This is a genomic window from Agrococcus sp. AC640b (assembly GCF_979255995.1).
The window spans coordinates 1-11,973 of sequence record NZ_CEEDMM010000016.1; the positions used below are offsets into that span (position 1 = coordinate 1).

Here is an 11,973-nt window from a genome sequence, read left to right on the forward strand (position 1 = left end):
GCGACGCACGAGCGACTCGTCGACAGGGCGACCGCTCGAACGCGCACCGACCTCCGCCGCCACCGCGACGATCGCCGGACGGTCGAGGTTGTGGAGAGCTTCCTAGGGCAGGTTCGAGTGCGTCCCGCCCCGTCCGAGGCTCGCTCCGCTCGCACCTCGAGGAGCGGTGCGGGGACCGTCTCGGGCGACTGGGGGCGACGGCGGTGCGGAGCGGGACCGGGGCGCGACCGAACGTGCGCGCGACTCAGCCGCGCAAGCCCGCCATCCACGCCTCGACCTCGTCGGCCGTGCGGGGGATGCCTGCCGACAGGTTGCGCACGCCGTCGGCCGTGACGACGACGTCGTCCTCGATGCGCACGCCGATGCCGCGCAGCTCCTCCGGCACCGTGAGGTCGTCTGGCTGGAAGTACAGTCCGGGCTCGATCGTGAAGACCATCCCCTCCTGCACGATGCCGTCGTGGTAGAACTCGCGCCGTGCCTGCGCGCAGTCGTGCACGTCGAGGCCGAGGTGGTGGCTCGTGCCGTGCACCATCCACCGGCGGTGCAGCTGGTTCTCCGGCTCGAGCGACTCCTCGGCCGTCATCGGCAGCAGGCCCCACTCGGCGGTGCGGCGTGCGATGACCTCCATCGCGGCTGCGTGGATCTCCTTGAACACGATGCCGGGGCGTGCGACGGCGAACGCGGCGTCGGCAGCCTCGAGCACCGCCTCGTACACCTTCCGCTGCACGGGGCTGAACGTGCCCGAGATCGGCAGGGTGCGCGTGACGTCGGCCGTGTACAGGCTGTCGACCTCGACGCCCGCGTCGAGCAGGATGAGGTCGCCCTCGCGCACGGGACCGTCGTTGCGGGTCCAGTGCAGGATGCACGCGTGGGAGCCCGACGCGGCGATCGTGTCGTAGCCGACGGCGTTCCCATCGATGCGCGCGCGCCGGTGGAACGTGCCCTCGACGACGCGCTCGCCGCGCGGATGCGCGCTCGCTGCGGCGAGGTCGCGGATGACGTCGTCGAAGCCGGCCTTCGTCGCGTCGACGGCGCGCTGCACCTCGGCGACCTCCCATGCCGACTTCACCAGGCGCAGCTCGGCGAGGTCGCGACCCACGACGTCCTCGTGCTCCGCCGACGCGTTGGCGCGCTCGCCGAGGCCCGCGACGATCGCAGGGTCGCCCTCGGTCGTCACCAGCACGGGCACGGAGTCGTCGTCGAGCACGGCGGCGACGTCCGCGAGGTCCTTCGTCGCGATGCCGAGGTCGGCGGCGACGTGCGCGAGCGACGGCCGCGCGCCGATCCAGAACTCGCCGATCTCGGCGTTGGCGAAGAACTCCGTCGTGTCGCGGCCGGCCGGCTGGCGGAAGTACAGCGTGGCCTCATGCCCGTCGCCACGGGGCTCGAGCACGAGCACGGCGTCGGGCTCGGCGTCGGCACCCCAGCCGGTGAGGATCGCGAAGTCGGGGGCGGCACGGAAGGCGTAGTCGGTGTCGTTCGAGCGCTGCTTGCGCGGCCCGGCGGGCACGACGATGCGCGCACCCGGGTGCCGCTGCGACAGCGCTGCGCGGCGAGCCGCTGCCTCCGCCGCTGCGGGGCGCGGCTCGGGCAGCACCTCGGTGCGATCGGCCCATCCCTGCTGCACGTGCTCGACGAAGCGGCTCGACAACGGCGTCGTCGATCGGCCCGCGTTGCGCTCGTTCGCCTGCGGCTCCGCCGTCGTCTCGGCTGCGGTCGTCTGCGTCTCGCTCATGCCTCCATCCTCGCATCGAGCGTGCCAGGGGCGCGCCTAGGATCGACGGATGGGGTGGCTGCGGCGCACGCTCGCACGTGCTGCGACGTGGGCGCGGGACTACGCGGATGCGACGCGCGGTCAGCTGCACGCGTTCGTGCGACGCACGGTGCCGTTCGACGTGCCCGCGCCGACCGGCGGCGTCACGGTCGTGCTGCTGCCGGGCGTGTGGGAGCCGTGGCGCTACCTCGAGCCGCTCGCGACGCGCCTCGCCGCTCGCGGGCTCGGCGTGCGCGCCGTGCCCGCGCTCGGGTACAACCTCGCGCCGTTCGTCGACGGCGTGCCGCTCGTGCGCGCCGCCATCGAGGACCTCACGGGCGACGTCGTGCTCGTGGCGCACTCGAAGGGCGGGCTCACGGGCAAGCGCGTGCTCGTCGACTGGACGCGCGACGCCATCGCGGGGGAGACGCCCGCCGACGTGCGGCTCGTGGGGCTCGTGACCATCGCCACGCCCTTCGCGGGCTCGACGCGCGCGCGGCTCGTGCCGTGGTGGCGCTCGCTGGCCGAGCTACGCGATGGCTCGCCCGCCCTCGTGGCGCTCGCCGCCGAGACGGCCGCGAACGCGCGCATCGTCGAGCTCGTGCCGTCGTGGGATCCGCACGTGCCCGCGCATGCGCCGCTCGCGGGCTCGGAGGTCGTGCTCCTGCACGCCGCCGGCCACTTCTCGAGCGTGCGCGCGCCCGAGACGCTCGACCAGGTCGTGGCTGCGATCGAGCGCCTGCGGGCCCGCTGATCCTCAGACCGCGGCGGGGGCCCCGAGCCTCACTCGGGGATGATCGCCCCGGGGTTGAGGATGCGCTGCGGGTCGGAGGCGGCGAACAGGCCGCGCATGACCGCGACGCCCTCCGATGAGATGTCCTGCTCGAGCCACGGCGCGTGCTCGAAGCCGACGCCGTGGTGGTGCGAGATCGCGCCGCCGTGGTCGACGAACGACTGCTGGATGGCCGACTTCACCGTCTCGTACTCGGCGATCTCGTCGCCGCCCGCGACCCACGCGAACGTGAAGTACAGGCATGCACCCACGTGGTACGAGTGCGACAGATGGCACATGATCCAACCGGGCTGGCCGATCTGCTCGTACGCGGCGTTCGCCGAGGCGACCGTCGCATCGTAGAGCTCGAGCAGTCGCGACCAGGGCGCGACGGTCTCGGAGACGTCGGCGACGGCGCCGCGGTCGAGCAGGAAGTCGCGCAGGTAGGGCGTGTCGAACTTCTTCTGGTCGTAGAGCACGCCTGGGCCGGTGCCGACGCCCATGCCGCCGTACTGCTTCACGATCCGCTCCACCGATGCGCGCTGACGACGCACGTGCGAGGGCGAGCCCTCGTAGCCGATGAACGACATGCAGATCTCGTCGAGATCCCAGCCCTTCGACCGCATGAGCCGGGGGAGGACCTCCTCGGCGAGGATGCGCGAGGTGCCCGTGCGCGCCTTGCTCGTCGCCATCGAGAACGCCGTCTCGCGTGCGTCGGACACGCGCGTGATCGACGGTGCCGCATCCGACGCGGCGATCGCCTGCATCGCACCGAGCGCGACGGCCCACCGGGGGAAGAAGTACGCGTGGATGACACGCTCCTCCGGCACGCGGTGCACCTGCACCGACACCTCCGTGATGATGCCGAGTCGACCCTCGGAGCCCAGCACCATCTCACGCACGCTCGGGCCCGTCGACGCGTTCGGCATCGCGCGGATGACGAGCGCGCCATCCGGACGCACGACGCGCATGCCGCGAGCGATCTCGGCGATGTCGCCGTACTTGTCGGACTGCATGCCGCTCGAGCGCGTCGCGACCCAGCCGCCGAGCGTCGAGTGCGTGAAGGAGTCGGGGAAGTGGCCGAGCGTCCAACCCTTCGCGTTCAGCTGCGCCTCGAGGTCGGGGCCGAGGGCGCCTGCCTGGATGCGCGCGATCTGCGACGGCTCGTCGATGTCGACGAGCAGTCGCATGCGGCCGAGGTCGACCGAGACGATGGGGCGGGTCTCGGTGGGCGTGGGCTCGAGGGAGCCTGCGATGTTCGAGCCGCCGCCGAACGGGATGAGCACGGCGTTCGCGGCCACCGCGACCTCGACGATGCGCTGCACGTCGGCCTCGTCGCCCGGGTAGGCGACGACGTCGGGGACGCGGGGGAGGATGCCTGCCCGCACGCGGATGAGGTCGCGGATCGACTTGCCGTAGGTGTGCACGACGCGGTCGAGGTCGTCGGTGACGACGTGGGCGTCGCCGATCGCACCGCGGAGCTCGGCCAGCAGCGCGTCGGGCGCCTGCGACGCGGGCACGTCGATCTCGTCGAAGGAAGGCGTGTCGACGGCGTCGGCAGCGTGCAGGTCGAGACCGACCGCGTGCTGCACGAACGGCGCGAACGCGGGCTTGTCCTCGTGGTGGAAGGCGACGCCCTCACGGCCCCATCCCCACCACTTCATGTGCTCGACGGTCATGCCTGGAGCTCCCTCGGGTCAGGGCCGCCGTTGGCGGCCAGCAGTCGGACGACCTCTGCGCGCACGCGCGCCGTCAGGTCACGGGCGTTCTCGCCCTCGTTCGGTGCGATCGCGTCGCCGAAGACGACGGTCACGGGCATCCTCCCGGGCTTCGGCCACGACGACCCTCGCGGATGGGCGTCGTGCGCACCGACGATCGCCACCGGCAGGATCTGCACGCCGAGGTTCGTCGCGAGCGCGGCGGAGCCGGGGCGGAAGTCGGCCATCTTGCCCGACTTCGACCGCGTGCCCTCCGGGAACAGCAGCACGGGGATGCCGCGCTCGAGCAGGCTCTTCGCGGAGACGACCTGCTTGCGACGACCCGAGCGCTGCACGGGGAACGCGTTGAAGAACAGCGCGGTGAGCCCGCGACGCCACCACACGTCGAAGAAGTAGTCGGCGGCGGCGCCGATCGCGAGCGTCTTCGCGATGCGCCACGGCAGCGCAGAGAGGATGACGGGCGCGTCGAGGTGGCTCGAGTGGTTCGCGACGAGGATGAACGGCTGCCCCTCGAGGGCGGCGGCACGGTGCTCGTCGACGACGCGGAGGGTGACCGTCGCATGCACCGCAGACTTCAGCAGGCCGCGTTGCGCGCCGAAGCGAGCGACCTCATGCGCCTTCGAGTCGAAGCGGTCGCGGGGATGCCGGGCGTCTGCCACGAGGACAACCTATCGATCTCGACGAGATCGGAGCGCGCGCGACAGGGCACGGACGCCGGGACGCGGCATGACGCGCAGCAATCCGGCGAACGCCTTGTAGCGAACGCTCGGTATGGACAGCACCCTGCCTCGGTCGACGTCGCGCAGGCACGCCTGCACGACGGCCTCCGGCTCGAGCCACAGCACGTCCGGGAGCCCGGAGGCCGCCATGCCCGCACGTGCGTGGAACTCGGTGCGCACCCAGCCGGGCATGAGCGCGGTGACGGTGACGCCGGACCCGTGCAGCTCGTTCGCGAGCCCCTCGGTCATCGTCGTCACCCACGCCTTGATCGCCGCGTACGCGCCCATGGCCGTGAGCCCCGCCGTCGACGAGACCGTGACGATCGCGCCCTCTCCACGAGGCCGCATCGTGCGGGCGGCGGCGGCGGCGAGGCGCTGCGTCGAGCGCCCCATGACCTCCCACGCCCGGTCGTGCTCCGACGGGTCGGCGCTCATGATCGGCGCGTGCATGCCGAAGCCCGCGCAGGTCACGAGCATGCCGATGGGGGCATCCTCCGACTCGATGCGCCTGGCGACGCGCTCCTGCTCGTCGCGGACCGCGAGGTCGGCGGGCAGCACCTCGACGTCGACGGGCAGCTCGGCCGCCATCGCCTCGAGTCGAACGCGGTCGCGAGCGACGAGGACGAGATCGTGACCCCTGGCAGCGAGGGCGCGCGCGAACGCGGCTCCGATGCCGGAGGACGCACCGGTGACGAGCGCACGCATGCGCCCAACCCTAGCCGCGGCGTACCCCCGGCCGGCCATGCACCAGCCGGTATCGTCGAGACGATGACCTCCACCGCCACCGAGCGCATGTTCGACGTCCGCGCCTTCGCGCGCGACGCGCGCGGCAGCCACCGAGACGCGCTCGACCTCGAGGCATTCGCGGTCGCGCCGCTCGACGACGTCGCGCTGCGCCTCGTCGCCGTGCTGCACCACGTCGAGAACGCGACGATGGGGCGTCTGCGCGACCTGCTCGTCACCGCGACGCACAAGGATGCGCGCATGACCGCCTTCCTCGTGACGTGGTCGTACGAGCGGTTCTGGATCGCCGACGCCCTGCGCGCCATCCTCGACGCCCACGGCCACTCGACCGAGCTGCACGGCAGGGCGAGGATCCGCCCGCGCGAGCTCGCCGAGCGTCGCGGCCCCGTGCGGCGCGCGCTGCTGGCGAACCTCGACGGCGTCGACGTCGTCGCCGTGCACGCCACGGCAGGCCTCGTCGACGAGTGGATCATCGGCGAGGCGTTCGCAGCGCTGCGTCGGCACGCGAGGCACGCGACGATCGACACGCTCGCCGCCATCGTCGACGACGTGCAGTCCCGCCACCTCGACTTCCTCGGCCAGGAGGCCGAGCGTCGCCTCGCCGAGTCGAAGCGCGCACGACGCCTCACGCGTCGCGCGCTGCTGGGCACCGCATGGCCCATCGGCGCCCTCCACGTGCCCGCCAGGGCGCGGCACCTGCTCGAACGGCTCACGTTCGCAGGCGCCTCCGGCCGGGCAGCGCTCGAGCGGGTCCGCGACCGCGTCGCGGCGTTGCCGGGGATGGATGCGACAGCCGCGCGTCTGGCTGCCAGGCTGGTGGCATGAGCCCCACCCCCACGCCGCACGACCTCGGCGACGCGCACGTCCTCCTCACCGGAGCGACGGGCTTCGTCGGCCAGGCGATCCTCGAGCGACTGCTCGCGACGTTCCCCGACACGACCGTGTCGATCCTCGTCCGCGGCAAGGGTGCCGAGACGGCCGAGGACCGCGCGGCCGCGCTGCTGCGCAAGCCCGTGTTCGACGCATGGCGCGCCCGCGTCGGCGACGACGTCGTCGACGCCGCCATCGGCACGCGCGTCACGGTCGTCGACTCGGGGCTCGACGAGGTCGCGCCCCTGCCGAAGGGCATCGACGTCGTCATCCACTCGGCAGCGAGCGTGTCGTTCGACCCGCCGATCGACGAGTCGTTCGACACGAACCTCGGCGGCGCCGTCGGCCTCTACGAGGCCATCCTCGCCACCGGCGCCGACCCGCACGTCGTGCACATCTCCACCTGCTACGTCGGCGGGCTGCGCAAGGGCGTCGCGCTCGAGCAGAGCCTCGAGCACGACGTCGACTGGCGGCTCGAGCACAAGGCCGCCCGGCAGGCGCGCGAGCGCGTCGAGCTGCAGTCGCGCATGCCGGAGCTGCTCACCGTCTTCCTCGACGCCGCACGCGCCGAGCACGGCAAGGCCGGCCCCATCGCCGTCGCATCGGCCAGCGAGGAGGCCCGCCGCGCGTGGGTCACCGACCAGCTCGTCGAAGCCGGACGCACGCGTGCGCAGAGCCTCGGCTGGACCGACGTCTACACGCTCACGAAGGCGTTCGCCGAGCGTGCCGCCGAGGAGCTGTGGGGTTCGCAGCGTCGCCTGTCGATCGTGCGCCCCTCCATCATCGAGTCGGCGGCGCAGCACCCGTACCCCGGCTGGATCGACGGCTTCAAGGTCGCCGACCCCCTCATCGTCGCCTACGGCAAGGGGCAGCTGCCCGAGTTCCCAGGCTCACCCGACTCCGTGCTCGACGTCATCCCCGTCGACCACGTCGTCAACGCCGCGATCGCCGCAGCCACGCAGCCGCCGCCCGCAGGCAGCCCCGCCTACTACCAGGTGGCCTCCGGACGCTCCAACCCGCTGCCGTACCACGAGATCTTCGAGGCGGTGCGCACCTACTTCACCGCGCACCCCATGCAGCAGGGCGACGCCCCCGTCATCGTGCCCGACTGGACGTTCCCAGGCGGCACGCGCGTCGACCGCCGCCTCGCACAGCAGCAGCGAGCCGTGACCTTCGCGCAGAAGGCGCTCACGGCGCTGCCGACGACCGCCAGCACCCGCCGCTGGAGGTCGTCGACCGACAAGGCGGTGCGCGACATCGGACGCCTCCGCCAGTTCATCGCGCTCTACAAGGTGTACGTGCAGTCGGAGATCATCTTCGACGACGCGAACACGAAGGCGCTCCACGCGTCGCTCCCGCCCGAGATCGCCGCCGACCGCGGATTCGACATCACCGCCGTCGACTGGGAGCACTACCTGCAGGACGTGCACCTGCCCGCCGTCACCGAGCTCGCCACCTCGTTCTCCGCGCGCCGCCGCGAACGCGCGAAGGCAGCCATCGCCGCATCCGCGGCCGATCTGCCCAAGCGCACCGACGTCATCGCCGTCTTCGACCTCGAAGGCACCCTCATCGACTCGAACATCGTCGAGCAGTACCTGTGGGTGCGCACGCAGGGCGTGCGCCGCACCGCGTACCCCGCCGAGGTCGTGCGGATGCTCGCCGACGTCCCCCGCTACCTCGCAGCCGAACGCCGCGACCGCGGCGAGTTCATCCGCGAGTTCATGCGCCGCTACGAAGGCATGTCCGTCGCCCGCCTCGAGCGCATCGTGCAGGGCGGCTATCGGGAGCGCATGCTGTCGCACGCGAGCGCCGACGCCATCGAACGCGTGCTGCAGCATCGCGCAGCCGGACACCGCACCGTGCTCGTCTCCGGCTCCTTCGACCGGCTCGCAGCCCCCGTCGCCGACCTGTTCGACGAGGTCGTCGCCGGCAGCATGCACGAACGCGACGGACGCCTCACCGGCTACCTCGCCACCCCGCCGCTTGTCGACGAGGCACGAGCGTCCTGGCTCACCCAGTACGCAGCCGAGCACGACCTCGACCTGTCCGCCTCCTACGGCTACGGCGACAGCCACGCCGACCTCGGATGGCTCGCGCTCGTCGGCGTGCCCACCGCCGTCAACCCCGACGGCCGCCTGGCCGGCGAGGCCGACCGCCGAGGCTGGACCTCGGTGCGCTGGCGCCGAGGACCCGCCAACCGTTCGCGGGCGCTGCTCCGAACCATCCCCGAGCACACCGCCTGACGGCGGTACGCACCACACCGCGCAGAAGGGAACGGGCGCACGCCCGACAGCATGGCCTTCGACATCGACAAGTACACGAAGCAGTCCGAGGGCGTCGAATGGGGCGACCTCGACCTCGACGCATTCGACACCGACCCGCTGCCCGAGTCGACGCTGCGCACCCTGCGCTACATGTGCGACGTGGAGTACCACACGGTCTGCTACCTGCGCGACCTCCTCACCACCCCATCCCACAAGGAGCCCGAGGTGGGCGCCTTCATGACGATGTGGAACCGCGAGGAGTTCTGGCACGGCGAGGCGCTCGCCGCCGTCCTCGCCAAGCACGGCATCACCGTCGACTACGACGTGCTCAAGGCCACCCGCCTCAAGCTCGGCTGGAAGGACCGCCTCGACCCCGTCAAGCAGTCGCTGCTCGGCAACGTCGTCGGCAACGACTTCGTCGCCGTGCACATGACGTGGGGCGCCGCGAACGAGTACTCCGCCAACGCCGCCTACAACCGCCTCGCCAAGATGCAGTCGCACCCCGTCCTCACCCCGCTGCTCAAGCGCATCGCCATCCAGGAGTCGAAGCACATCGCCTTCTACGCCACCCAGGCGCGCAAGCGGCTCGAGAAGTCGAAGAAGGCACGCGTCATCACCCGCTTCGTCATGTCGAAGGTCTGGCAGCCCGTCGGCTCCGGCATCAACACCGACGACGAGGTGACGCACGTCATGACCCACCTCTTCCAAGGCCCAGACGGACGCAAGCTCATCCACGACATGGACACGAAGATCTCCGCCCTTCCCGGCCTCGAAGGGCTGCGGATCGTGGAGAAGGCCATGGACGGTCGAGGCGTCCCGGCCTGAGGCGCAGGCGCCTCGGGCCGGGACGCCTCGACCGGCGACGCGTTCGGCGGAGCAGCGTCGCGGTCGCGTCGTCACCGCGCCGCGGATGGGCGTTGCCTTGGCGTCCCGAGGCTGGCTGCGTGGGAGTGCGCGTCATGCGGTCCGCCGACCGGCTGGCGCGCGCCTGCCGGCGACGCGTCACGGTTGGCGGCGTCGCGGTCGCATCCTGGCTGCCCCGAGGGTGGGACTCGTCCTCGCGTCCCGAGGCTGGCTGCGCGGGAGTGCGCGTCGTGCGGTCCGCCGACCGGCGACGCGTCCAACCTGCACGTCAGCGGCACCTCACGTGCGTCCTGCACCCGACGGCCCCCTCAGGTGTCGATTCGGCGGCGCGCGAGGACGATCCCGGGTCAGCGCTGCCGCAGCACCGCCACGACGGGGCGGTGGTCGGAGCCCAGGTCGTCGTAGCCCAGCAGCACCTGCGCATCCATGACGCGCCAATCCGGCGACGCGACGACATGGTCGATCTGCGCGCCGAGCCACGCCGGCGCCCACGTCGGCCACGTGCCCACGGCACCCGACCCCGCCTCGCCCGCCGCATCGACGCACGTGCCCAGGTCGCCCGTGCCCGTGCCCAACGACGCCCAGTGGTCGAGGGTCGAGTTGAAGTCGCCACCGACGATGACCGACTCGCCCTGCTGGCACAGCGCGGCGACGAAGTCGAGATCGTCGCGCCAGTTCGCCATCTGCTGCGGGATGGGCGCCACCGGGTGCGTCGCGACGAGCGTCGGCCCCACGCCCGAGTCGGGCGTCGCGATCACGGTCGGCAACGTGTTCGTCTGCCCGACGTCGACCGACGGCTGCGCCGTGTACGTGCCGAGCGACGCAGACACGAGCAGCGTCGTGTTGAGCGCGCCGTAGTCCGCGTTCGCGAAGTCGGTCGTGAGCGCCCAGAACGGGTTGCCCTCCGCACCGAGCGTCACCGCCACCTGCGTGCCCGTCTCGATCGTCGTCTCCGGCAGCATCACGACGTCGGCGCCCGTGTCGCGCACGAGCGCCGCGATCGCCTCCGCCCCCGGCGCATCGCCCAGCGTGTTCCACGTCAGCACGACGACGTCGCCCTCCTCGGCGACCGCGACCGAGTCGTCGATGCCCCGCGACAGGTGGATGCCCGACGACGCGACCATGAACACGAGCAGCATGACCACGACCGCTCCCGCGAACCTCCGGATGCGCTTCGCAGCCATGAGCAGCAGGAACACGACGCCCAGCACCGCGGCGATGCCGACGACGCCCATGCGCAACGACACGACCTGCGCGACCACCGGCGACTGCTCGAGACCGAACGTCTGCGGCCACGCCGCGACGAGCAACGCGGCCGCGACCGCGATGCCGATCAGCCAGCCGAGCACCTTCATCGGATCCAGGGTAGGCGGCTCGGCTATGGATCGACTCCTACGATGGAGGCATGGCGAAGCAGTGGGGGTGCATCGACCTGCACGCCCACTCCACGGAGTCGGACGGCACGGAGTCGCCGCGCGAGCTCGTGCTGCAGGCGCACGCGGCAGGGATCGGGGTCGTCGCGATCACCGATCACGACACGACCGCAGGCTGGGGTGCCGCGTCCGAGGCGGCGCGCGAGGTCGGCATGGGGCTCGTGCCCGGCGTCGAGTTCTCGGCGCAGCAGCAGTGGGCGAGCGTGCACGTGCTCGGCTACCTGCCCGATCCCATGGCGCCCGCGTTCCTCGCCGAGCGCGACCGCATCCGCCTCGAACGGGTCGAACGGGCCAGGCGCATGGTCGAGCGCATCGGCGCCGACCATCCGCTGACGTGGCAGGACGTGCAGGACCACGCGGCCCCGAACGCGACGATCGGCCGCCCCCACATCGCCGACGCCCTCGTGACGCTCGGCATCGTGCCCGACCGCTCGAGCGCGTTCGAGGGCATCCTGCACTGGCGCGGCGGCTACTACCAGCCGCATCGCGCGCCCGCGCCCGTCGACGCGGTGCGCATCATCCGCGAGGCGGGCGGCGTGCCCGTCATCGCCCACCCCGCCGGCCGCGGGCAGGCGGCGATGGACGACGACGTTCTCGCGAGGCTCGTCGACGCCGGCCTGTTCGGCCTGGAGGTCGACCACCGCGACAATCCGATGGAGGCTCGGCAGTGGCTGCGGGAGCGGGCACGTCGCTTCGGGCTCGTCACGACGGGCTCGAGCGACTGGCACGGACGCGGCAAGCCCAACGCGTTCGGCGAGCACACCACGAGCGCAGAGGCGCTCGAGGCGATCCTCGCCGAGGGCACCGGCGCCGAGCCCGTCCTGCCCGCCTGAGCA

At 72.1% G+C, this 11,973-nt stretch carries 10 protein-coding genes; 5 read left to right on the plus strand and 5 right to left on the minus strand.

Translation table 11 applies throughout. The features are described from left to right. Positions 1-244: 244 nt before the first annotated feature. Positions 245-1,735, minus strand: coding sequence for an aminopeptidase P family protein (locus tag ACZ6H8_RS07570; protein ID WP_464146029.1), 1,491 nt, complete (start codon positions 1,733-1,735; stop codon positions 245-247). A gap of 49 nt (positions 1,736-1,784) precedes the next feature. Between ACZ6H8_RS07570 and ACZ6H8_RS07575 the strand changes: the two genes are divergently transcribed. Continuing rightward, positions 1,785-2,507, plus strand: a complete 723-nt coding sequence (locus ACZ6H8_RS07575; protein ID WP_464146031.1) for an esterase/lipase family protein — start codon at positions 1,785-1,787, stop codon at positions 2,505-2,507. A 29-nt stretch (positions 2,508-2,536) separates the two neighbouring features. Here the strand turns inward: ACZ6H8_RS07575 and ACZ6H8_RS07580 are convergent, their stop codons facing one another. Genes ACZ6H8_RS07580 through ACZ6H8_RS07590 form a run of 3 tightly spaced genes read right to left on the minus strand, consistent with a single transcriptional unit; the run spans position 2,537 to position 5,667 of the window. Further along, entirely contained in the window at positions 2,537-4,204 is a 1,668-nt protein-coding gene (locus tag ACZ6H8_RS07580; RefSeq protein ID WP_464146033.1) for an FAD-binding oxidoreductase, read from the minus strand. Beyond that, complete coding sequence (locus ACZ6H8_RS07585; RefSeq protein ID WP_464146034.1) at positions 4,201-4,902, minus strand: lysophospholipid acyltransferase family protein; 702 nt, start codon at positions 4,900-4,902, stop codon at positions 4,201-4,203. Before ACZ6H8_RS07585 ends, ACZ6H8_RS07580 begins: the two co-directional genes overlap by 4 nt. 9 nt (positions 4,903-4,911) lie before the next feature. Further along, positions 4,912-5,667, minus strand: a complete 756-nt coding sequence (locus ACZ6H8_RS07590; RefSeq protein ID WP_464146036.1) for an SDR family NAD(P)-dependent oxidoreductase — start codon at positions 5,665-5,667, stop codon at positions 4,912-4,914. Between the two features lie 63 nt (positions 5,668-5,730). On the opposite strand from ACZ6H8_RS07590, the gene ACZ6H8_RS07595 reads away from it, so the two are divergent. Genes ACZ6H8_RS07595 through ACZ6H8_RS07605 form a run of 3 tightly spaced genes read left to right on the plus strand, consistent with a single transcriptional unit; the run spans position 5,731 to position 9,665 of the window. After that, positions 5,731-6,531: a hypothetical protein gene (locus ACZ6H8_RS07595; protein ID WP_464146038.1), complete on the plus strand. Its 801-nt coding sequence runs from the start codon at positions 5,731-5,733 to the stop codon at positions 6,529-6,531. Further along, a complete protein-coding gene (locus tag ACZ6H8_RS07600; protein ID WP_464146039.1) occupies positions 6,528-8,819 on the plus strand; it encodes an HAD-IB family hydrolase in 2,292 nt (763 codons plus the stop codon). The genes ACZ6H8_RS07595 and ACZ6H8_RS07600 overlap by 4 nt, the downstream gene beginning before the upstream one ends. 51 nt (positions 8,820-8,870) lie before the next feature. Next, entirely contained in the window at positions 8,871-9,665 is a 795-nt protein-coding gene (locus ACZ6H8_RS07605; protein WP_464146040.1) for a ferritin family protein, read from the plus strand. Between the two features lie 386 nt (positions 9,666-10,051). Here ACZ6H8_RS07605 and ACZ6H8_RS07610 read toward each other — a convergent pair whose 3' ends face one another. Further along, positions 10,052-11,059, minus strand: coding sequence for an endonuclease/exonuclease/phosphatase family protein (locus ACZ6H8_RS07610; protein ID WP_464146042.1), 1,008 nt, complete (start codon positions 11,057-11,059; stop codon positions 10,052-10,054). Positions 11,060-11,109: 50 nt separating this feature from the next. Here ACZ6H8_RS07610 and ACZ6H8_RS07615 point away from each other — a divergent pair, with 50 nt between their 5' ends. Continuing rightward, positions 11,110-11,970, plus strand: coding sequence for a PHP domain-containing protein (locus ACZ6H8_RS07615; RefSeq protein ID WP_464146044.1), 861 nt, complete (start codon positions 11,110-11,112; stop codon positions 11,968-11,970). Positions 11,971-11,973: the final 3 nt, after the last annotated feature.